This window comes from Streptomyces vietnamensis, assembly GCF_000830005.1.
GTDB classification, from domain to species: Bacteria; Actinomycetota; Actinomycetes; order Streptomycetales; family Streptomycetaceae; genus Streptomyces; species Streptomyces vietnamensis.
Map to the genome: position 1 here is coordinate 3,761,024 of NZ_CP010407.1, position 20,528 is coordinate 3,781,551.

Below are 20,528 nucleotides of genomic sequence, written 5' to 3' on the forward strand. Positions count from 1 at the left end.
TTTCGACATCCTTTCACCGGTGGGGCCCGGGGTGCGTGGAGTGTCCGAGGGGCGGTCAGGGGTGGTCGGGGGCGGTCAGGCGGTGCGGCGGCGGAGGGTGGCCGCGCCGAGGCCGAGGACCAGGACGGCGCAGCCGGCGACGACGAGGGCGTCGCGGACGAAGGCGGTGGTCATGTCGGTGTGGCGCAGGACCTCGTTCATGCCGTCGACGGCGTACGACATCGGCAGGACGTTCGAGATCGCTTCGAGGGCGGGGGCCATGCGGTCGCGCGGGGTGAACAGGCCGCAGAGCAGGATCTGGGGGAAGATCACGGCCGGCATGAACTGGACGGCCTGGAACTCGGACGCGGCGAAGGCGGAGACGAAGAGGCCGAGGGCGGTGCCGAGGAGGGCGTCGAGGAGGGCCACCAGGAGCAGGAGCCAGGGGGAGCCGATGACGTCGAGGCCGAGGAACCAGAGGGCGAGGCCGGTGGCCAGGAGGGACTGGAGGACGGCGACGAGTCCGAAGGCGAGGGCGTAGCCGGCGATGAGGTCCGCTTTGCCGAGGGGCATGGCGAGGAGGCGTTCCAGGGTGCCTGAGGTGCGTTCCCTGAGGGTGGCGATGGAGGTCACCAGGAACATCGTGATGAGCGGGAAGATGCCGAGGAGCGAGGCGCCGATGCTGTCGAAGGTCTGCGGGCTTCCGTCGAAGACGTAGCGGAGCAGGACGAGCATCAGGCAGGGGACGAGGAGCATCAGGGCGATCGAGCGCGGGTCGTGGCGCAGCTGGCGCAGGACGCGGGCGGCGGTGGCGAGGGTGCGGTTCGCGTTCACGGTCGCTCCTGGTCGGCGGCTCGGGTGTTCGCCCGCTCCTGGTCGGCGGCTCGGGTGTTCGCCGCGTCTACGAGGTGCAGGAAGGCCTCTTCGACGGTGGGCGTGTCGTTGCGGCGGCGGAGGGCCTCGGGGGTGTCCTCGGCGAGGATCTCGCCCTCGCGCATGAGGAGGAGCCGGTGGCAGCGCTCGGCCTCGTCCATCACGTGGGAGGAGACGAGGAGGGTGGTGCCCCGGTCGGCGGCGATCCGGTGGAAGAGGTTCCACAGGTCGCGGCGGAGGACGGGGTCGAGGCCGACCGTGGGCTCGTCGAGGACGAGGAGTTCCGGGGTGCCCAGGAGGGCGACGGCGAGGGAGACCCGGCTGCGCTGGCCGCCGGAGAGTCGGCCGGCGAGGGAGTCGGCGTGGTCGGCGAGGTCGACGTCCTCGACGGCCCGGTCGACGGCGGTGCGGCGGTCCTGGCGGTGGGCGCGGCCGGGGAGCAGGACGGCGGCGAAGTAGTCGAGGTTCTGGCGGACGGTGAGGTCGTCGTAGACGGACGGGTCCTGGGTGACGTAGCCGATGCGGGTGCGGAGGGCGGGGTCGCCGGCGGGGCGGCCGAGGACCTGGAGGGTGCCGGCGACCTTGGCCTGGGTGCCGACGATGGCCCGCATGAGGGTGGTCTTGCCGCAGCCGGAGGGGCCGAGGAGACCGGTGACGCGGCCCGCTCGGACGGTGAAGTCGATGCCGCGGAGGACCTGGCGGTCGCCTCGGGTGGCGGTGAGGTTCTGCGCGGTGATGGCCGCGTTCTCGGGCTCGCCCGCCGGTTTATTCACCATGTGATGAATAATGGGCCTGGGGGTGCCCGTCGTCAAGGACTTGGACGGGGACGGGGTGGGCTCTTCGGGTGCGGCCCGCGGGCGGGCGCGACCCGGTTCTACTTGCGCTTCGGCTTCTTGCGGGCCGCCGGGTTGCCCGTGCGGGTGGTGCGGCGCTTCTCGTACTGCTCCACGGCCGTCTCGTACTCCGTGCGGTGCAGCTTCTCGCCGGGGGCCTCGACGAAGCAGCGGGCCGCGTAGGCGAGGAGGGCGCCGATGAAGCCGATCGCCTTCAGGCTGCGGAGGGACTCCTCGCGCGCCGGGTCGGCCGGGCGGCGGACGAAGCCCTCCCAGGTCTTGCCGAAGGCGATGGCGCTGCAGACGGCGAACATGATGACGACCAGCGTGTTGACGAGGCCGCCGACGTCGGCGATCTGCAGGCCCTCGTAGGCGAAGCGCAGCACGAAGCAGGCCGCGACGGCAGCGGCGAGCGCGCCGGCGGCCAGGCCGGCGCGGCGCAGTGCGTAGTTGCCGCTGTGGTCGACCCAGGTCGTGCCGAAGAAGCGGATCTCCTCCGGCTGCGGCCCGGTGCCGGTCTTGCTGGGGGTCTGCTCTTCGTCGCTCACAGGGTCGATTATCCCCGGGCGGCGACGGAAAGGGTCAGCCGCAGCGACGAGCGACGTAGCCGTCGCTGCCGGTGTGCACGTACGCGTCCGAGACGAACTCGTCGCTGTCGATGTTGTCCCAGAGGTTCGTGGTGCCGTACGGACCCGTGATGGTCTCGCCCTCCGTCTGGCAGTAGATCGGCACGCTCACGCCCAGCGCGAGGGTCCGCACGATCTCGTACTTGGTGCCCGGGCCGGAGCGCACGTTGACGCGGTAGCCGGGCGCGATCGGGTACCGGGCGACGCCGGTCGTGGCAGCCGGGGCCGTACGGTACGCCGCGATCTCGACTGCGGAGGAGCCGTTAGCGCTGGCGAGCACCAGGCCCAGGGCGGCGGCCGTGCCGCCGGCAGTGGTGAGCATTCTTCTGCGGAGCATTGGCTTCCTCATCCCCCGTCAGCCGCAGTGGCGGGCGACGTAGCCGTCGCTGCCGGTGTTCACGTACGCGTCCGAGACGAACTCGTCGCTCGCGATGTTGTCCCAGAGATTCGTGGTGCCGTACGGGCCGGAGATCGACTCGCCCGGGGTCTGGCAGTAGATCGGCACGCTCACGCCGGCCAACAGCGTCCGTACGATCGGGTACTTCGTGCCCGGGCCGGAGCGCACGTTGACGCGGTAGCCGGGTGCGATCGGATAGCGCGCGACGCCCATGGTGACCACCTCGTCCGGTTCCGTGGCGGCGCTCGTCTCTTCAACAGTCATGACGGCCTCCCCCGTTGACAGCGGAATCGCTCCGCTGAAATTCACTCTCTGCGACGCGCAGGCTAGCAAGCCCTTCCGACATCGCACGCACCATGGACTAGGCTCCGTGCGTCGCGCACGCGCGCGGACTCAACGGGGAATCACACGGGGGTGGGCGATGCCGCCGTTGCGCAGTACCGGTGCCGACCGGGACGCAGAAGGACCTGAATACGCGGGCGAGTACCGCCTTCAGGCCTGTCTCGGAGCGGGCGGCATGGGGGTGGTCCATCTGGCCACCTCCCCTTCCGGACTGCGGCTCGCCGTCAAGGTCGTGCACGGACAGTACGCGGAGGACCCGGAGTTCAGGGCCCGGTTCCGCCAGGAGGTCGCGGCCGCCCGCCGGGTGAGCGGCGCCTTCACCGCGCCCGTCGTGGACGCCGACCCCGATGCCGTACGCCCCTGGATGGCGACGCTGTACGTCCCCGGCCCCACCCTCGCCGACCAGGTGAAGCGGAACGGGCCCCTCTCCCCCGCCGAGCTGCGCCGGCTGACCGCAGGGCTCGCGGAGGCCCTGCGCGACATCCACCGGGCCGGTGTGGTCCACCGGGACCTCAAGCCGAGCAACGTCCTGCTCACCGACACCGGACCGAAGGTCATCGACTTCGGCATCTCCCGGCCGGTGGACAGCGATCTCCACACGGAGACGGGGAAGTTGATCGGGTCGCCGCCCTTCATGGCGCCCGAACAGTTCCAGCGTCCGCGCGAGGTCGGACCGGCGGCGGACGTGTTCGCCCTCGGGTCCGTCCTCGTGCACGCCGCGACCGGACACGGCCCGTTCGACTCCGACAGTCCCTACATCGTCGCGTACCAAGTCGTGCACGACGAGCCCGATCTGACGGGCGTTCCGGCCGACCTCACCCCGCTCGTCGCACGCTGCCTCGCCAAGGAACCGGCGGAACGTCCGACTCCGGGCGAGATCATGACCGCCCTGCTGCCGCCCTCGTACGAGGCGGCGGCCTTCATACCGTCACAGCGGCGGGCCCCTGTCCTGCCCACCCCCGCGCCTCGGTCTCCGGGCTCCTGGGACGCGGACACTCCCGTACGCGTGACCACGGAGCAGCCCCGGCGTCGACGGCCGCCCCGCTGGCCCGTCACGGCCACCGCGCTCCTCGTGCTGGCCGGGGTCGGTGCCTTCGCCGCCGTCCAGTTCAGCGGCGATGGCGCCCACACACGCGACCCGCACAAGGCCCCGGTGGCCAAGGCCTTCGCCGGATGGCAGACCCCGCTGCAGAAGGACGGCGATACCGTCGCACCCGCCTGCGGATACATCGCCGACGCACTCTTCTGCTCGGGCCGGGGCATCGCCATCGCACGGGTCGATCCCGGGGCCGGCCGCGTGCTGTGGTCACAGCCGGCCGCCGACAGCGAGAACTTCTCCGCGCCTGCGCCGATGTCCGGCGGCCTGATCGGCGTCAGCTCTGCTGACCGCGGACTCCGGACGTACGAAACCGACGGCAATCCCGGCTGGTACATGAAGGGCGCCGAACACGACTCCAACGTGCGGTTCGCCGACGAGACCGTCCTGTTCGCCGGGGGATCGGGAAGGCTGAAGGCAGTCGCAGCCGCCACGGGGGAGCAGCGCTGGAGCCACAGTCTGCAGGGGCACTCGGAGCCGCGCTTCGGCCCGTACGACCCCGTCTCCGATCTGTTGCCGGTCTTCGAAGCATCCTCCGGAGCATCCGGTCGCGCACACACCCTGATCAGCGCCTTGCGGCCGCTGAGCGGTGAGATCGCCTGGCAGAAGCGTCTGGACGGAGATCTCGTCCCCGTGGGCACAGGAGCCGACGGTGTGCTGGTCCTGCGGTCCGCGAACCGCGACTCGCGCACCGACGCCGTCGTTCTGTACGACCCCGCCAAGCGGTCCGCTCGCCGGATCCCCGTGCCCTCCCTGATGGACGAACCCAAGGTCGCCGTTCGGGGCACCACCGTCTATCTGCTGACGCCGACGGGCCAGCTCATCGCCCTGGACACCGCCTCTCCCGGCGGCCGCGTGCTCTGGACGCTGGAGACCGCAGCCGGCACCGTGTCCGTCCCCGTCGTCGGCCCCGGCGACCGGCTCTACTTCTCCGCCTCCGACGGGCGGCTGCTCGCCGTCGACACCGCGCGCGGTGCTCTCCTCGGGCAGACCGGGCCCCGGCTGCGGGACGGCAGGCTCGGGTACGCGACGACCATCCCCGCGCCCGTCGTCGCCGGGGACCGGGTGTTCGGGACGGCGCCGGACGGATCCGTCTTCGCGGTGGACGCGCGCGATCCGGCGGCCTGGTGAGTACGTACGCATGAGTGAGGGGAGCGGGTCCCGGACCCGCTCCCCTCACTCGTACAGCTCCTACCGGGCTCAGCCCAGCTTCGTCACGTCCCGGACCGCGCCCTTGTCCGCGCTCGTCGCCATCGCCGCGTACGCCCGCAGCGCCGCCGACACCTTGCGCTCGCGGTTCTTCGGCGCGTACACGCCGCCGAGGGCCTCGCGGCGGGCCGCCAGGGTGGCGTCGTCGACGAGGAGCTCGATCGAGCGGTTCGGGATGTCGATGCGGATGCGGTCGCCGTCCTCGACGAGCGCGATCGTGCCGCCCGAGGCCGCCTCCGGGGAGGCGTGGCCGATGGACAGGCCCGAGGTGCCGCCGGAGAAGCGGCCGTCGGTGACCAGCGCGCACGCCTTGCCCAGGCCGCGGCCCTTCAGGTACGAGGTCGGGTAGAGCATCTCCTGCATGCCGGGGCCGCCCTTGGGGCCCTCGTAGCGGATGACGACGACGTCGCCCTCCTTGACCTCCTTGAGGAGGATCTTCTGGACGGCCTCGTCCTGCGACTCGCAGACGACGGCCGGGCCCTCGAAGGTCCAGATCGACTCGTCGACGCCGGCGGTCTTCACGACGCAGCCGTCGACGGCCAGGTTGCCGTGCAGGACGGCGAGGCCGCCGTCCTTCGAGTACGCGTGCGCCGCGTCGCGGATGCAGCCGCCGGCCGCGTCCATGTCGAGGGCCTCCCAGCGCTCGGACTGGGAGAAGGCGGTCGCGGAGCGGACGCAGCCGGGGCCCGCGTGGAACAGCTCGACGGCCTCGTCGGACGGGGAGCCGCCGCGCACGTCCCAGGCGTCCAGCCACTCCTTGATGGAGCGGGAGTGGACGGAGTGGACGTCCTCGTTGAGCAGGCCCGCGCGGTACAGCTCGCCGAGGATGGCCGGGATGCCGCCGGCCCGGTGCACGTCCTCCATGTAGTACGTGCGGTCCTTGGCGACGTTCGGGGCGACCTTGGCGAGGCAGGGGACGCGGCGGGAAACCTCGTCCATGTCCGGCAGGCCGTAGTCGACGTCGGCCTCCTGCGCGGCGGCGAGCAGGTGCAGGATCGTGTTGGTGGAGCCGCCCATGGCGATGTCGAGGGCCATGGCGTTCTCGAAGGCCGCGCGGGTCGCGATCGAGCGGGGCAGGACGGAGGCGTCGTCCTCGTCGTAGTAGCGACGGGTGATGTCGACGACCGTGCGGGCCGCGTCCTCGTACAGCGCCTTGCGGGCGGTGTGGGTGGCGAGCAGCGAGCCGTTGCCGGGGAGGGAGAGGCCGATGGCCTCGGTCAGGCAGTTCATCGAGTTGGCGGTGAACATGCCGGAACAGGACCCGCAGGTCGGACAGGCGTTCTCCTCGATCCGGAGCATGTCCTCGTCCGAGATCTTGGGGTTCACGGCGTCGGACATCGCGTCGACCAGGTCGAGCGTGCGGACCGTGCCGTCGACCAGGACCGCGCGACCGGCCTCCATCGGGCCGCCGGAGACGAAGACCGTCGGGATGTTGAGGCGCAGGGCGGCCATCAGCATGCCGGGGGTGATCTTGTCGCAGTTGGAGATGCAGATCAGGGCGTCGGCGCAGTGCGCCTCGACCATGTACTCCACGCTGTCCGCGATCAGGTCGCGGGACGGGAGGCTGTAGAGCATGCCGCCGTGGCCCATGGCGATGCCGTCGTCGACGGCGATCGTGTTGAACTCGCGGGCGATGCCGCCGGCGGCGGTGATGGCCTCGGAGACGATCCGGCCGACCGGCTGGAGGTGGGTGTGGCCGGGGACGAACTCGGTGAAGGAGTTGGCGACGGCGATGATCGGCTTCCGGCCGATGTCCGCGCCGGGTACACCGGAGGCACGCATAAGGGCGCGTGCGCCCGCCATGTTGCGGCCGTGGGTGACAGTGCGGGACCTCAGCTCGGGCATCGTCGCTCGCTCCTCGTGATGGGTGTGCTTGCTTTCGAGCGTACGCCGACGCTCCAAGATCTGGACAGGGTGTCCGTAATGCGGGACGGGTGTTCAGCTTTCGGTCAGGTACCGCTGGAGCGTCGGGGCCACCTGTTCGACGATCCGCTCCGGATCCGCCGAGGCCAGCGGCTCGACCTGGATCACGTACCGCATGATCGCGATCCCGATCATGTGGGAGGCGGCCAGCTCCGCGCGGAAGCTCGGGTCCGGCACGTCGAGTTCGGCCGCGATCCGCTCCAGGAGCCGGCGCAGCACGAAGGTCCGCAGCACCTTCGCCGCCGCCTCGTGGGTGAGCGCGGAGCGGACGATCGCGAGGAGCGGGGCGCGGGACGCCGGGTTCTCCCAGACGCCGATGAAGAAGCGCGCGAGCCGCTCGCCGATGGCATCGCGCGGGCCGCCGAGGATCGCCGGGACGACGGTCGTGGGCTCGAAGGAGACCTCGATGGCGGCGGCGAAGACCTCGTCCTTCGTGCCGAAGTAGTGGTGCACGAGCGCCGGGTCCACCCCGGCGGCCTTGGCGATGCCGCGCACCGAGGCCTTGTCGTAGCCGCGTTCGGCGAACTGGGCGCGGGCCGCCTCCAGGATCCGTGTCCGAGTGCCCGGGCCGCTCTCCTCCTCGGTACGGGACGGGCGGCCGCGCCGGCGCGGGGCCGGGTCGGTCATGGGGCGGGGGCCTCTTCGCTCGGGCGCGGGGTCGGGTCCGTCATGGGCGCGGGGCCCGTTCGGCGGGGCGGGGGCTTTGTGCCGGGCGGGCGGCGGGCGAAGCCAGGTGCAGCCGGGTGAAGGCGAGGGCCTCCGCGAGGTCGGCCTCGCGTTCGGCGGCTGACATCGCGCGGCGGGTGTTGACCTCTATGACGACGTGCCCGTCGAAACCGGTGAGCGCGAGCCGCTCCAGGAGCTCGGCGCAGGGCTGGGTGCCGCGCCCCGGGACGAGGTGCTCGTCCTTGGCGGAGCCCTTGCCGTCGGCGAGGTGGACGTGGCCGAGCCGGTCGCCCATGCGGTCGATCATCGCGAGGGCGTCGGTGCGGGCGGTCGCGGTGTGCGAGAGGTCGACGGTGAAGTGCCGGTAGTCGTCCTTGGTGACGTCCCACTCGGGGGCGTACGCGAGCATCTCGCGGTCCTTGTACCGCCACGGGTACATGTTCTCGACGGCGAAGCGGACGTCCGTCTCGTCCGCCATCCGCCAGATGCCGGTCACGAAGTCCTTGGCGTACTGGCGCTGCCAGCGGAACGGCGGGTGCACGACGACCGTCGACGCGCCGAGCTTCTCGGCCGCCGCCTGGGCGCGCTGGAGCTTGACCCACGGGTCGGTGGACCAGACGCGCTGGGTGATGAGGAGGCAGGGGGCGTGCACGGCCAGGATCGGGACCTGGTGGTAGTCGGAGAGCCGGCGCAGCGCCTCGATGTCCTGGCTGACCGGATCGGTCCACACCATGACCTCGACGCCGTCGTATCCGAGGCGCGCGGCGACCTCGAAGGCCGTCGCCGTCGACTCCGGATAGACCGAGGCCGTCGACAGGGCGACCTTCGCATCCGGGATGCGCACCACTGGTTCTGCCACGGGGAACAGCGTACGGGGCGGGCCGGGGGGCCGGAGGGTGGTTCCGGTCACGCCCGGCCCCTGCCCCGTACGGTCCGTCAGTGCTCCGGCAGGTGGTCCAGGCGGCGCAGGATGACGCCCTCGCGCAGGGCCCAGGGGCAGATCTCCAGCTCCTCGACGCCGAGCAGGTCCATCGCGCCCTCCGCGACGAGCGCGCCCGCGAGGAGCTGTCCGGCGCGGCCCTCCGAGACGCCGGGGAGGGCGGCGCGCTCGGGCACGGTCATCGCGGCGAGGCGCGGAACCCACTCCTCCAGGGACTTGCGGGACAGGATCCGCTGGACGTAGAGGCCCTCCCCCGAGCCCGGCGCGCCCGCGATCCTGGCGAGCTGCTTGAAGGTCTTGGAGGTGGCGACGACGTGGTCGGGCTTGCCGAAGCGGCTGAACTCGCCGACCGTCCGGGCGATCTGCGCGCGCACATGGCGGCGCAGGGCCTTCACGTCGGCGGTGTCGGCCGGGTCGCCGGGCAGCCAGCCGGCGGTGAGGCGGCCGGCGCCGAGGGGCAGGGAGACCGCCGTGTCCGGGTCCTCGTCGATGCCGTACGCGACTTCGAGGGAGCCGCCGCCGATGTCGAGGAGGAGCAGCTTGCCCGCGGACCAGCCGAACCAGCGGCGGGCGGCGAGGAAGGTGAGGCGGGCCTCCTCCTCGCCGGTGAGGACCTGGAGGTCGACCCCGGTCTCGTCCTTCACGCGCGCGAGGACCGCGTCGGCGTTGCTGGCCTCGCGGACCGCGGAGGTCGCGAAGGGCAGGACCTCCTCGCAGCCCTTGTCCTCGGCGGCCAGGAGCGCATCCCGCACGGTCGCGATGAGCCGCTCGACGCCGCCGGGCGCGATGGCGCCCCGCTCGTCGAGCAGCTCGGCGAGCCGCAGCTCCGCCTTGTGCGAGTGGGCGGGCAGCGGCCGGGCGCCGGGGTGGGCGTCCACCACGAGGAGGTGCACCGTGTTCGAACCGACGTCGAGGACTCCGAGTCTCATGGACGGAACGCTACTGCTCCGGCCCGCATACGCTTGGTGTTGTGCCAAAGACGAAAAAGGCGAAGCCGGGCAAAGAGAGCGAAGGCGTACGCGTGAAGGACGCCAGGACCGCGCACGCGGCGAAGGCCGTGAAGGCGGTCAAGGTCGGGAAGCAGAAGCGGGGCAAGGCCGAGGAGCCCGACGAGAAGGGCCTGGACTTCGCGCGCGCGTGGGTCGAGTTTCCCGATCCCACCGACGAGGAGCAGGTCTTCCGCTGCGACCTGACCTGGCTGACCTCCCGCTGGACCTGCATCTTCGGCAACGGCTGCCAGGGCATCCAGGAAGGGCGCGCCGACGACGGCTGCTGCACGCTGGGCGCGCACTTCTCCGACGAGGACGACGAGAAGCGGGTCGCCGGTCATGTGGCCCGGCTCACCCCGGAGCTGTGGCAGTTCCACGACGTCGGTACGGAGTCGGGCTGGGTGCAGCTCGACGAGGACGGCGACCGGCAGACCCGCCGCTGGGAGGGGTCCTGCATCTTCCAGAACCGGCCCGGGTTCGCGGGCGGCGCGGGCTGCTCGCTGCACATCCTGGCGATGAAGGAGGGCCGGGAGCCGCTGGAGACGAAGCCGGACGTGTGCTGGCAGCTGCCGGTGCGGCGGACGTACGACTGGGTCGACCGCCCCGACGACACCAAGGTGCTGCAGGTGTCGATCGGCGAGTACGACCGGCGCGGCTGGGGGCCGGGCGGGCACGATCTGCACTGGTACTGCACGACGGCCTCGTCGGCGCACGTCGGTGCCGAGCCGGTCTACGTCTCGTACCGGCCGGAGCTCGTCGAGATGATGGGCGAGGAGGCGTACGGGGTGCTCGCCGGGCTGTGCGAGGCGCGGCTGGCCTCGCAGCTGCCGCTGGTGGCTCCGCATCCCGCTGATCCCGCGTAAAAGCCTTTAGAAGCCTTTAGAAGCCCTTGGAAGCCCTCAGGAAGTCGGGCTCGGGTCCTCCGTCGACGGCGGGGGCGTGCCCGGGTCCGAGGTCGTGGGCGGGGGTTCCTCGGTCGTCGGGGGCGGGGTGGTCGGTTCCGTCGTCGGCGGGTTCGTCGGCTCCGTCGTCGTCGGCGGCGGGGTCGTGGGCTCCGTCGTGGGCGGCGTGGTGGGTTCCGTGGTCGGCGGCGTGGTCGGTTCCGTCGTGGGCGGGCTGGTCGGCGGGGTCGTGGGCTCCGTCGTCGTGACCGGCGGGGGCGTGATGACCCGGGGGTCCGTCGGCGGCGGCTTGCGGTAGCCGTCGATCCTGACCTCCGCGCCGGACGGGTTCACGCCCACGCGCGCGCTCCAGGCGCCGACGGGTTCGCGGGCGTGGTCGACGCGGACGGCGATCGTGATCTTCTCGCCGGGGCGGAGCGTGCCGGAGGCCCGGCTCACGTACAGCCAGGGGGCGTCCGTCCACAGCGACCAGTCGACGGGTGAGCCGCCGGAGGCGGTGAGCGTGAGCAGGGTGAGGTCGCCGCGGCCGGTGGCGGAGACCGTGATCCAGCCGGCGGCGGGTTCGCCGGGCCGGGCCGGTTCGGTGGGGCCGCCGGGGCTGACGACCTCGACGGAGACGTCGGGGGCGCGGCTGCCCTGGGTGAAGCGGGGCTCGGGGGTGGTGCGGGCGTTGCCCGCGTTCTCGTACCGGTCGTAGGGGCCGCCGTCCGGGCCCACCGGTTCGTCCGCCTCGCGCGCGCTGATCCTGCGTCCGTCGTGGCCGGTCTCGTCGGCGGCCGGGGTGCCGCGGTAGGAGGTCCACAGGGCGAGGACGGGGGCGGCGACCACGGCGGCGACGACGGTGGTGGTCACCGCGCGGGCCCGCATCCGGTCGCGGCGGGCGACGTGGTCCTTCGGGTCCATGGGGAAGCCGGTCGGCGCGAAGCGCGGGGCACCGGCACGCGCGCGCGGGACGTGCAGCATCGCCATGTACGCGGCGGCCCGGGGCGCCTCGACGAGCGGCAGCCGGTCCGTGGGGAGGGCCGAGGCGCCGGGCCAGGGGCCGGCGGCGCCGACGCGCTCGGCCGCGCGGCGGCAGCGGGGGCAGTCGTCGACGTGCCGGACGAGCTCGGCGCGCAGGGCGGCCGAGAGGAGCACCTGGTGGTCGCCGGTGAGCCGGGCGACGGTGGGGCAGCTGCCGGTCTCGACGACGGCGAGGGCGGCGCGGGTGCGCTCGACCTCGCAGCCGGCGGTGGCGAGGAGTTCGCGGGCGGCGAGCGGGTCGAGGGAGAGCACGGCGGCGACCTGGCGGTGGCTGAGGCCGTGCCGCACGGCGAGCTCCAGGGCCTCGCGCTGCTCGGGCGTGGTGCCGGCGGCCTCGGGCCAGGCGAGCAGGGCGAGCTCGGCACGGCGCCGCTCGGCGGTCTCCTCGGAGACCCGGGGCGGCTCGGGGGCGGTGACGGCCGGGCGGCCGGTGTGGGCGCCCTGGCGCTTGCGGCGCTGCTCGCCGAGGCTGCGCAGGCAGGCCCAGCGGGCGAGGGCGTACAGCCAGGCCGTGCGTCCGTCCTCGTCGGAGGGGCAGCGGCCGTGGTGGCGCTCGGCGACGGCGAGGACGTCGCCGAGGACGGCGGTGGCCGTGTCGTGGTCGCAGAGCACGGAGAGGCAGTACGTGAAGAGGCCGTCGAGGGCGGCCTCGTAACGGGCGGGGGGACGCCGGCCGAGCGTGCGCGGTCCCTGGTCCGTGGCGCGGTGCGCCCGGTGTGCGCCGGTGGTGCGTGCGGGGGAATCCAGCCTGCTGCTCGTCACTCGGCGACCGTAGGCAGGACGGGGAGCACTCTTCGTACCGGTTGCTCCATTCTCATTCTTACGGGTGAAGGTATCGCTCGAAAGGGGACAGGAACCCGGCGTTCCGGTGGGGCGACGGTCCCCCTGTGGATGACGGCGGCCCGTTGTCGGTGGGGGCGGATACGGTGTCGTCCATGGCTGCCCGTACGAAAACCGCCAAGGACCGGCCGTCCTACCGCTGCACCGAGTGCGGCTGGCAGACGGCCAAGTGGCTCGGCCGCTGCCCCGAGTGCCAGGCCTGGGGGACGGTCGAGGAGTACGGCGCGCCCGCCGTCCGCACGACCGCCGCCGGTCGCGTCTCCACCGCCGCGCTGCCCATCGGCCAGGTCGACGGCCGGCAGGCGACCGCCCGCTCGACCGGCGTCGACGAGCTGGACCGGGTCCTCGGCGGGGGCCTGGTGCCCGGCGCCGTCGTGCTGCTCGCCGGCGAGCCGGGCGTCGGCAAGTCCACCCTCCTGCTCGACGTGGCGGCCAAGGCGGCGAGCGGCGAGCACCGCACGCTGTACGTGACGGGCGAGGAGTCCGCGAGCCAGGTCCGGCTGCGCGCCGACCGGATCAACGCGCTCAGCGACCATCTGTACCTGGCGGCCGAGACCGACCTGTCGGCCGTCCTCGGGCACCTCGACGCCGTGAAGCCCTCCCTGCTGGTCCTGGACTCGGTGCAGACCGTCGCCTCCCCCGAGATCGACGGCGCGCCCGGCGGCATGGCCCAGGTCCGCGAGGTCGCCGGAGCCCTCATCCGGGCCTCCAAGGAGCGCGGCATGTCGACGCTCCTCGTCGGCCACGTCACCAAGGAAGGGGCCATCGCGGGCCCCCGGCTCCTGGAGCACCTGGTCGACGTCGTCCTGAGCTTCGAGGGCGACCGGCACGCGCGCCTGCGCCTGGTCCGGGGCGTGAAGAACCGGTACGGGGCGACCGACGAGGTCGGCTGCTTCGAGCTGCACGACGAGGGCATCACGGGGCTCGCCGACCCCTCCGGGCTCTTCCTGACCCGGCGCGACGTGGCCGTGCCCGGCACCTGTCTGACGGTCACCCTGGAGGGCAAGCGTCCGCTCGTCGCCGAGGTGCAGGCGCTGACGGTCGACTCGCAGATCCCGTCGCCGCGGCGGACGACCTCCGGTCTGGAGACCTCCCGGGTCTCGATGATGCTGGCGGTCCTGGAGCAGCGCGGCCGGATCAGCGCGCTGGGCAAGCGGGACATCTACAGCGCGACCGTGGGCGGCGTGAAGCTCACCGAGCCCGCCGCCGACCTGGCGATCGCGCTCGCGCTGGCCTCCGCGGCGAGCGACACCCCACTGCCGAAGAACCTGGTCGCGATCGGCGAGGTCGGGCTCGCGGGCGAGGTGCGGCGGGTGACGGGCGTGCAGCGGCGGCTCGCCGAGGCGCACCGTCTCGGCTTCACGCACGCGCTGGTCCCGGGGGACCCGGGGAAGGTGCCGGCGGGGATGAAGGTGACGGAGGTGGCGGACGTGGGGGACGCGCTGCGGGTGCTGCCGCGGAGCCGGCGGGCGAAGGGCGCGGAGGAGGCACCGGCCCGCTGACCGACACCCCCGCAGGACGGTGTCGCTAGACTTTGCCCTGGTCTCGCCCATCCGTACGAGCCGGAGGAGTGCAGTGGCAGCCAAGGACGGGGCAGCAGCTCCTGGAAAGTCCGGCGCGGGCTCCGGCAACGAAGCGCTGATGCGCGCCGCCCTGAGCGCGGTCGCGCCGGGCACCGCGCTGCGCGACGGCCTGGAGCGGATCCTCCGGGGAAACACGGGCGGTCTCATCGTCCTCGGCCTGGACAAGACGGTCGACTCGATGTGCACCGGCGGCTTCGAGCTGGACGTCGAGTTCACCGCCACGCGCCTGCGTGAGCTGTGCAAGCTCGACGGCGCGCTCGTCCTCGACAAGGACATCACCAAGATCCACCGCGCGGGCGTGCAGCTGGTCCCGGACGCCTCCATCCCCACCGAGGAGACCGGCACCCGCCACCGCACCGCGGACCGGGTCTCCAAGCAGTGCAAGTTCCCGGTCGTCTCCGTCTCCCAGTCGATGCGGCTGATCGCGCTGTACGTGGACGGTGAGCGCCGGGTCCTGGAGGAGTCGGCCGCGATCCTGTCCCGCGCCAACCAGGCGCTCGCGACCCTGGAGCGGTACAAGCTGCGGCTCGACGAGGTGGCCGGCACGCTCTCCGCCCTGGAGATCGAGGACCTGGTCACGGTCCGGGACGTCACCGCGGTCGCGCAGCGCCTTGAGATGGTCCGCCGGATCGCCACCGAGATCGCCGAGTACGTGGTCGAGCTCGGCACCGACGGGCGGCTCCTCTCGCTCCAGCTCGACGAGTTGATCGCGGGCGTGGAGCCGGAGCGCGAGCTGGTGATCCGGGACTACGTGCCGGAGCCGACCGCCAAGCGTTCGCGGACGGTCGCCGAGGCGCTCACCGAGCTGGACGCGCTCACCCACACCGAGCTGCTCGAACTTCCGGTCGTGGCGCGGGCCCTCGGCTACAGCGGTTCGCCCGAGACCCTCGACTCGGCGGTCTCGCCGCGCGGCTACCGGCTCCTGGCGAAGGTGCCGCGGCTGCCCGGCGCGATCATCGAGCGCCTGGTGGAGCACTTCGGCGGGCTGCAGAAGCTGCTCGCGGCGAGCGTGGACGACCTCCAGACCGTCGACGGCGTCGGCGAGGCCCGCGCCCGCAGCGTCCGCGAGGGCCTGTCGCGGCTCGCGGAGTCCTCGATCCTGGAGCGGTACGTCTAGCGGTACGTCCAGTCGTACGGATCAGTCCGTACGTCCAGTCGTACGGATCAGCTCATACCGATCAGCTCGTACGGATCAGTCCGTACGGATCAGTCCTTCGCCAGCGTGAACGAGGCCGCCAGCACCTTCGCGCCCGGCATCTCCGCCTCCACCAGGTAGGTGCCGGGGCCGGCCTGGCCCGCCGGGGCGCTCGCGCACTGCGGGGCGCTGTGGCCGCGGTCCCATTCCACGGTGTGGGTGACGGTGGCGTGCGCGGGGACGCGCAGCAGGACCGGGTTGCCGGGGCGCGGGCAGTCGGCGGTGGACCAGACCTCGTCGTCCCGGTCGTCGCTGATCGTCAGAACCGCGCTGCGGGGCCCGAAGTCGGCCTTGCACGTGGTGTTCGAGGTGTTCTTGGCGACGAGCTGGAAGCGGGGCTTCTCCCCCGCCTCGTAGGCGACCTTGGTGGCGCGGAGCGTCAACTGCAGTGCTCCGGCGGGGCAGTTCGGGATCGGGGAGTCGGCCGGGACCTGCTGGCCCGCGCCGGTGCCCGCGCCTCCGTCGCCGCCGGCTCCGTCGGTGTCGCCGTTCTTGCCGGTGCCGGCGGTGCCGGCAGTGCCGGAGCCGGAGCCCGCGTCCGTACCGGCATCGGTACCGGCGTCCGCGCCCGCACCCTCGTCCGTACCGGAGCCCGCGGAACCGCCGTTGCCGCCGGAGTCGCCCGACTCGTCGCGTCCACCGGGCTGTTGGCTGATCGCCGGGCCGGTGCCGGAGGGCCCCGGGGTGATCGAAGGCGGGGTCGGCGACGAGCCGTTGGCGGCGTCGTTCGTCTTCTTCCCGCCGCCGTCACCCGAGGTGAAGGCCCAGGCGGCGAGCAGCGCGAGAAGCGCCACCAGGCACAGCGCCACCGCCCTCCGTCGCCAGTAGATGGTGGAGGGAAGCGGCCCGACCGGATTGCGCAAAGATCCCACGACCCGAACCTTACGAGAGATCCGGCCCAACTCCCGCCCCACCCGCCGCCCGAGACCTCAAGTTTTGCCGATGATCACATACGTCCGTTCCGGGAACTTTTCCCGGAACCCCGCCAAAACCCCTTCGGGAAACATGGATAAACGGTGCGAATCGCCAACCCCCCACTTTCGTCGGGGGTCGCTCTGGCCGTTGGCCCGGGGCGGCGGAGTCCGGATTCCGGTTAGCGTCATCCACCATGGACACCCTTCTCGACCTCTCCGACCGTCTCTATCTCGACGTCGCCGATTTCGCCCACTCCACCCCCCACTGGTTCCAGTGGCTCGCCGAGGTGTGGACGGAGCTCGGGCTGCTGCTCTTCGGCGTGCTGTTCCTCGCCGGCTGGTGGCGCTCCCGTGAGGGGTCGAGCCGGACGATGGCGCTCGCACTGCTCGCCCCGGTGGCCACCGGCTTCGGTTACGTGGCGAGCGAGGCGCTGAAGTCACTGGTCGACGAGGAGCGTCCCTGCCGCGCGGTCGCCGGCGCACCCGTCTCGCTCGTCGCCTGCCCGCCGCACGGCGACTGGTCCTTCCCGAGCAACCACTCGGCCATCGCGGGCGCCGCCGCGATCGCGCTCGCCCTGTCCTGGCGCGGGATCGTCTGGCTGACCGTGCCGATGGCGCTGCTCATGGCCTTCTCCCGGGTCTTCGTCGGGGTCCACTACCCGCACGACGTGACCGTCGGCCTGCTCCTCGGCTCCCTGGTCGCCTTCCTCGTGATGCGGGTGGCCGAGCGGCCCGTACGGTCCCTGGTGGAGACGGCCCGGTCGAGCCGGAGCTCGGCCGTGGTGTGGTGCGCGGGGCGCGGGCCGAGTGCGCACGCCTCCGCGCACGCCCCCGTGCACTCCGAGCGGCGCTCTCGCGCACGCCACGGCGCGTACTGATCCCGCCGGGGACGTGCCAGGATCGGAGGTGCCATGACTTCCATCGACACTCCCCCCACGTCCTCCGCCGCCGAGGCCCCCGTCGCCCCGGCGCTCCCCTCCGAGCTGCACGGGCCCGTCCTCGCCTGGTTCGACCGGCACGCCCGTGACCTGCCCTGGCGCCGCCCCGAGGCCGGCGCCTGGGGCGTCATGGTCAGCGAGTTCATGCTCCAGCAGACCCCGGTCGTCCGGGTCCTCCCGGTGTACGAGCAGTGGCTGGCGCGCTGGCCGCGCCCGGCCGACCTGGCCGCCGAGGCCCCCGGCGAGGCGGTCCGCGCCTGGGGCCGGCTCGGCTATCCGCGCCGGGCGCTGCGGCTGCACGCGGCGGCCGTCGCCATAACGGAACGGCACCACGGCGACGTACCCGCCGATCACGGACAGCTGCTCGCGCTGCCCGGCATCGGCGAGTACACGGCGGCGGCGGTGGCCTCCTTCGCGTACGGGCAGCGGCACGCCGTCCTGGACACCAATGTGCGCCGGGTCTTCGCCCGGGCGGCGACCGGCGTCCAGTACCCGCCGAACGCGACCACGGCCGCCGAGCGGCGGCTCGCCCGCGCGCTGCTGCCGGAGGACGAAGGGACGGCCTCCCGCTGGGCTGCCGCCTCCATGGAGCTGGGCGCCCTGGTCTGCACGGCGAAGAACGAGGACTGCGGGCGCTGCCCGATCGCCGACCGGTGCGCCTGGCGGCTCTCGGGGAAGCCCGCGCACGACGGTCCGCCGCGGCGGGGCCAGACGTACGCCGGGACCGACCGGCAGGTCCGCGGCCGGCTCCTCGCCGTCCTGCGGGAGTCCGCGGACCCGGTGGCGCAGGCGGCCCTGGACGCGGTCTGGGACGAGCCGGTGCAGCGGGCCAGGGCTCTGGACGGCCTGGTCGCGGACGGCCTCGTCGAGCCGCTGGACGGCGGCCGGTACCGGCTGCCGCTGTCCTGACGCGGCCTGGATCCGGGATCCAATCTCCTGGATCCCGGATCCCGGATTCTGGATCCAGGACCCTGGACACCGGATCCAGGACATTGGATCCAGGACGCTGGACACCGGATCCAGGACGTTGGATCCAAGATCTCGCTGTTACACAACCGATGGGTAGCCGTGCGTCGACCGACGGCTGCCCCGCACAGCCCCGTGACAACCGCTCCGTAGCGTCATCGACGACACGAGGAACGAAGCAGGTCACGGGGATCGGAGGCGGTTCGGATGAGGCACGGCGGCGAGGTGCTCGACTTCGAGGAGTACGTACGCACGCGGCAGGACGCGCTGCTGCGCAGCGCCCGTCGTCTCGTCGCCGACCCCGTCGACGCCCAGGACCTCCTCCAGACGGCCCTCGCCCGTACGTACGGCCGCTGGGACGGCATCGCCGACAAGTCCCTCGCCGACGCCTACCTGCGCCGGGTCATGATCAACACCCGGACCGAGTGGTGGCGCTCCCGCAAGCTCGAAGAGGTGCCGACCGAGCAGCTGCCCGACGGGAGCGTCGACGACCCGACCGAGCAGCACGCCGACCGCGCGCTCCTCATGGACGTCCTGAAGGTCCTCGCGCCCAAGCAGCGCAGCGTCGTCGTGCTGCGCCACTGGGAGCAGATGAGCACCGAGGAGACGGCTGCGGCGCTCGGCATGTCGACGGGTACGGTGAAGTCCACGCTCCACCGCGCGCTCGCCCGGCTCCGCCAGGAACTGGAGAGCCGTGACCTCGACGCCCGTGCCCTGGGGCGGACCGGGGAGCGGGCGACGGTACGAGGTGACGAAGGGGGGCGGGAGCGGTGCGCGGCCTAGACGGCGAACCCGGCGGCAGACCACACGAAGACCACCACGGTGTGAGCGGCGGCGACGACCGGTACGAGACCGGGCGCCGCCGCCCTCGGCGTACGGTCAGGGCGGCGAGCGTCACGGCGACGGCCGGGCTCGTCGCCGTCGGGCTTTCCCTGGCCGCCTGCTCCACCGGCGGCACCGGATCGCGCGACGAGGGCGCGGCCCGCACCGACGAGATCGCCGCCACGGCGCCCACCCCCTCCGTCTCCGCCAGTGCCGGCCCGCAGTCGGCCGAGCGGGTGGATCCGATCGCGCTCCTGAAGGCCGATCCCAAGATCGGCGAGCGGTTCAAGGGGGATCTGAAGCCGTGCGTCGCGGACGCGTACCCGGTGGACGCCTCCTACGGGAATCTCACGAACTCCGCCGCCCCTGACGTCGTCGTCAACGTGATGACCTGCGGTGACGCCGTCGGCATCGGCACGTACGTGTACCGCAAGCAGAACGACCGGTACGAGAACGTGTTCATGACCGAGGACGCGGCGGTCTACGCCACGATCGACCGGGGCGATCTCATCGTCACCAAGCAGGTGTACGCGAAGGGGGACCCGGTCGCGTACCCCTCGGGCGAGGACGTGATCACCTACCGCTGGTCGGGGAACAGGTTCACCCAGCACGACTGGGTGCACAACGACTACAGCAGGGCCGTCGGCGACGGCACGGAGCCCGCACCGAGCGAGCCGCCCGCCAACTGAGCCGCAAGCCGCAGAGCGCAGGCCGCAAGACCGCGGCACACGAAAGACCGCAGCACACGAACACCGAAGGGCACGCACGATGGCCGAGACCCATGTCCTGTTCGTCGAGGACGACGACGTCATCCGTGAGGCCACCCAGCTCGCCCTGGAGCGGGACGGCTTCCGGGTGACCGCCATGCCCGACGGGCTCTCGGGCCTGGACGCCTTCCGGGCGCAGCGGCCGGACATCGCCCTCCTCGACGTGATGCTGCCGGGGATGGACGGGGTCAGCCTCTGCCGTCGCATCCGCGACGAGTCGACGGTGCCCGTGATCATGCTCTCGGCGCGCGCGGACTCGATCGACGTGGTGCTCGGCCTGGAGGCCGGGGCCGACGACTACGTCACCAAGCCCTTCGACGGCTCCGTCCTGATGGCCCGCATCCGGGCCGTGCTGCGCCGCTTCGGGCACGCGGGCGGGGTCGGCGCCGGCGAGCACGACGAGCCGGCGGACGGCGGCGGGCTCCTCGTCTTCGGCGACCTGGAGGTCGACACCGAGGGCATGGAGGTCCGCAGGGGCGGGGCGCCGGTGGCGCTGACCCCGACCGAGATGCGGCTGCTCCTGGAGTTCTCGTCGGCGCCGGGCACCGTGCTGTCGCGGGACAAGCTCCTGGAGCGGGTCTGGGACTACGGCTGGGGCGGTGACACCCGGGTCGTGGACGTCCATGTGCAGCGGCTGCGAGCCAAGATCGGCCAGGACCGGATCGAGACCGTGCGCGGCTTCGGCTACAAGCTCAAGAGCTAGGT

Annotated in this window: 20 protein-coding genes; 9 read left to right on the forward strand and 11 right to left on the reverse strand. The window is 72.6% G+C overall.

The genetic code is table 11. The features are described from left to right. Positions 1 to 75: 75 nt before the first annotated feature. From SVTN_RS16655 to SVTN_RS16675, 5 genes are all read right to left on the reverse strand, one after another. The gene (locus SVTN_RS16655) at positions 76 to 813 is read right to left on the reverse strand and encodes an ABC transporter permease (RefSeq protein ID WP_041129805.1); all 738 of its coding nucleotides are present in this window, start codon (positions 811 to 813) and stop codon (positions 76 to 78) included. Next, entirely contained in the window at positions 810 to 1,628 is an 819-nt protein-coding gene (locus tag SVTN_RS16660) for an ABC transporter ATP-binding protein (protein ID WP_041129806.1), read from the reverse strand. Before SVTN_RS16660 ends, SVTN_RS16655 begins: the two co-directional genes overlap by 4 nt. Positions 1,629 to 1,726: 98 nt before the next feature. Beyond that, on the reverse strand, positions 1,727 to 2,233 hold the full coding sequence (locus SVTN_RS16665; protein ID WP_041129807.1) for a hypothetical protein: 507 nt from the start codon (positions 2,231 to 2,233) through the stop codon (positions 1,727 to 1,729). Between the two features lie 34 nt (positions 2,234 to 2,267). After that, positions 2,268 to 2,648, reverse strand: coding sequence for an SH3 domain-containing protein (locus tag SVTN_RS16670; protein WP_245727555.1), 381 nt, complete (start codon positions 2,646 to 2,648; stop codon positions 2,268 to 2,270). A gap of 18 nt (positions 2,649 to 2,666) precedes the next feature. After that, entirely contained in the window at positions 2,667 to 2,972 is a 306-nt protein-coding gene (locus tag SVTN_RS16675; RefSeq protein WP_041129808.1) for an SH3 domain-containing protein, read from the reverse strand. A 157-nt stretch (positions 2,973 to 3,129) separates the two neighbouring features. On the opposite strand from SVTN_RS16675, the gene SVTN_RS16680 reads away from it, so the two are divergent. Next, positions 3,130 to 5,277 (forward strand): serine/threonine-protein kinase, encoded by a 2,148-nt coding sequence (locus SVTN_RS16680; RefSeq protein WP_041129809.1) that lies wholly within the window; start codon positions 3,130 to 3,132, stop codon positions 5,275 to 5,277. A gap of 69 nt (positions 5,278 to 5,346) precedes the next feature. Here SVTN_RS16680 and ilvD read toward each other — a convergent pair whose 3' ends face one another. From ilvD to SVTN_RS16700, 4 genes are all read right to left on the reverse strand, one after another. Continuing rightward, positions 5,347 to 7,200, reverse strand: coding sequence for a dihydroxy-acid dehydratase (gene ilvD / locus SVTN_RS16685; RefSeq protein WP_041129810.1), 1,854 nt, complete (start codon positions 7,198 to 7,200; stop codon positions 5,347 to 5,349). Positions 7,201 to 7,293: 93 nt separating this feature from the next. Continuing rightward, positions 7,294 to 7,905 (reverse strand): TetR/AcrR family transcriptional regulator, encoded by a 612-nt coding sequence (locus SVTN_RS16690; RefSeq protein ID WP_041129811.1) that lies wholly within the window; start codon positions 7,903 to 7,905, stop codon positions 7,294 to 7,296. 40 nt (positions 7,906 to 7,945) lie between these two features. Then, on the reverse strand, positions 7,946 to 8,803 hold the full coding sequence (locus tag SVTN_RS16695) for a sugar phosphate isomerase/epimerase family protein (protein ID WP_078908756.1): 858 nt from the start codon (positions 8,801 to 8,803) through the stop codon (positions 7,946 to 7,948). Between the two features lie 77 nt (positions 8,804 to 8,880). Next, the gene (locus SVTN_RS16700; protein ID WP_041129813.1) at positions 8,881 to 9,813 is read right to left on the reverse strand and encodes a Ppx/GppA family phosphatase; all 933 of its coding nucleotides are present in this window, start codon (positions 9,811 to 9,813) and stop codon (positions 8,881 to 8,883) included. 128 nt (positions 9,814 to 9,941) lie between these two features. Here SVTN_RS16700 and SVTN_RS16705 point away from each other — a divergent pair, with 128 nt between their 5' ends. Then, the gene (locus SVTN_RS16705) at positions 9,942 to 10,736 is read left to right on the forward strand and encodes a DUF3109 family protein (protein WP_425429049.1); all 795 of its coding nucleotides are present in this window, start codon (positions 9,942 to 9,944) and stop codon (positions 10,734 to 10,736) included. Positions 10,737 to 10,772: 36 nt separating this feature from the next. On the opposite strand, the gene SVTN_RS16710 is transcribed toward SVTN_RS16705, so the two are convergent. Beyond that, positions 10,773 to 12,560 (reverse strand): BACON domain-containing protein, encoded by a 1,788-nt coding sequence (locus tag SVTN_RS16710; RefSeq protein WP_041129815.1) that lies wholly within the window; start codon positions 12,558 to 12,560, stop codon positions 10,773 to 10,775. A gap of 173 nt (positions 12,561 to 12,733) precedes the next feature. Here SVTN_RS16710 and radA point away from each other — a divergent pair, with 173 nt between their 5' ends. Both radA and disA read left to right on the forward strand, forming a co-directional pair. Then, the gene (gene radA, locus SVTN_RS16715) at positions 12,734 to 14,140 is read left to right on the forward strand and encodes a DNA repair protein RadA (RefSeq protein WP_041129816.1); all 1,407 of its coding nucleotides are present in this window, start codon (positions 12,734 to 12,736) and stop codon (positions 14,138 to 14,140) included. Positions 14,141 to 14,213: 73 nt separating this feature from the next. After that, the gene (disA, locus tag SVTN_RS16720; protein WP_041129817.1) at positions 14,214 to 15,338 is read left to right on the forward strand and encodes a DNA integrity scanning diadenylate cyclase DisA; all 1,125 of its coding nucleotides are present in this window, start codon (positions 14,214 to 14,216) and stop codon (positions 15,336 to 15,338) included. 89 nt (positions 15,339 to 15,427) lie between these two features. Here the strand turns inward: disA and SVTN_RS16725 are convergent, their stop codons facing one another. Continuing rightward, on the reverse strand, positions 15,428 to 16,288 hold the full coding sequence (locus SVTN_RS16725) for a hypothetical protein (protein ID WP_078908382.1): 861 nt from the start codon (positions 16,286 to 16,288) through the stop codon (positions 15,428 to 15,430). Between the two features lie 236 nt (positions 16,289 to 16,524). On the opposite strand from SVTN_RS16725, the gene SVTN_RS16730 reads away from it, so the two are divergent. The 5 genes from SVTN_RS16730 to cseB all read left to right on the forward strand — a co-directional run bounded on the left by SVTN_RS16730 (position 16,525) and on the right by cseB (position 20,526). After that, positions 16,525 to 17,208: a phosphatase PAP2 family protein gene (locus SVTN_RS16730; RefSeq protein ID WP_041129818.1), complete on the forward strand. Its 684-nt coding sequence runs from the start codon at positions 16,525 to 16,527 to the stop codon at positions 17,206 to 17,208. Positions 17,209 to 17,241: 33 nt separating this feature from the next. Next, the gene (locus SVTN_RS16735; protein ID WP_041129819.1) at positions 17,242 to 18,177 is read left to right on the forward strand and encodes an HhH-GPD family protein; all 936 of its coding nucleotides are present in this window, start codon (positions 17,242 to 17,244) and stop codon (positions 18,175 to 18,177) included. Between the two features lie 264 nt (positions 18,178 to 18,441). Continuing rightward, positions 18,442 to 19,017 (forward strand): SigE family RNA polymerase sigma factor, encoded by a 576-nt coding sequence (locus SVTN_RS16740; protein WP_041129820.1) that lies wholly within the window; start codon positions 18,442 to 18,444, stop codon positions 19,015 to 19,017. Continuing rightward, on the forward strand, positions 19,005 to 19,745 hold the full coding sequence (locus SVTN_RS16745; protein ID WP_174518264.1) for a hypothetical protein: 741 nt from the start codon (positions 19,005 to 19,007) through the stop codon (positions 19,743 to 19,745). The genes SVTN_RS16740 and SVTN_RS16745 overlap by 13 nt, the downstream gene beginning before the upstream one ends. 79 nt (positions 19,746 to 19,824) lie before the next feature. Then, the gene (gene cseB / locus SVTN_RS16750) at positions 19,825 to 20,526 is read left to right on the forward strand and encodes a two-component system response regulator CseB (RefSeq protein WP_041129821.1); all 702 of its coding nucleotides are present in this window, start codon (positions 19,825 to 19,827) and stop codon (positions 20,524 to 20,526) included. The last annotated feature ends 2 nt before the right edge of the window (positions 20,527 to 20,528 follow it).

What these genes read in the sequence shown, in the direction of transcription:
- SVTN_RS16660 (WP_041129806.1), bottom strand. Translation starts at nt 1,628, where the DNA reads ATGGTGAATAAACCGGCGGGCGAGCCCGAGAACGCGGCCATCACCGCG.
- SVTN_RS16670 (WP_245727555.1), bottom strand. Translation starts at nt 2,648, where the DNA reads ATGCTCCGCAGAAGAATGCTCACCACTGCCGGCGGCACGGCCGCCGCC.
- SVTN_RS16675 (WP_041129808.1), bottom strand. Translation starts at nt 2,972, where the DNA reads ATGACTGTTGAAGAGACGAGCGCCGCCACGGAACCGGACGAGGTGGTC.
- SVTN_RS16680 (WP_041129809.1), top strand. Translation starts at nt 3,130, where the DNA reads ATGCCGCCGTTGCGCAGTACCGGTGCCGACCGGGACGCAGAAGGACCT.
- ilvD (WP_041129810.1), bottom strand. Translation starts at nt 7,200, where the DNA reads ATGCCCGAGCTGAGGTCCCGCACTGTCACCCACGGCCGCAACATGGCG.
- SVTN_RS16690 (WP_041129811.1), bottom strand. Translation starts at nt 7,905, where the DNA reads ATGACCGACCCGGCCCCGCGCCGGCGCGGCCGCCCGTCCCGTACCGAG.
- SVTN_RS16700 (WP_041129813.1), bottom strand. Translation starts at nt 9,813, where the DNA reads ATGAGACTCGGAGTCCTCGACGTCGGTTCGAACACGGTGCACCTCCTC.
- radA (WP_041129816.1), top strand. Translation starts at nt 12,734, where the DNA reads ATGGCTGCCCGTACGAAAACCGCCAAGGACCGGCCGTCCTACCGCTGC.
- SVTN_RS16730 (WP_041129818.1), top strand. Translation starts at nt 16,525, where the DNA reads ATGGACACCCTTCTCGACCTCTCCGACCGTCTCTATCTCGACGTCGCC.
- SVTN_RS16735 (WP_041129819.1), top strand. Translation starts at nt 17,242, where the DNA reads ATGACTTCCATCGACACTCCCCCCACGTCCTCCGCCGCCGAGGCCCCC.
- SVTN_RS16740 (WP_041129820.1), top strand. Translation starts at nt 18,442, where the DNA reads ATGAGGCACGGCGGCGAGGTGCTCGACTTCGAGGAGTACGTACGCACG.
- cseB (WP_041129821.1), top strand. Translation starts at nt 19,825, where the DNA reads ATGGCCGAGACCCATGTCCTGTTCGTCGAGGACGACGACGTCATCCGT.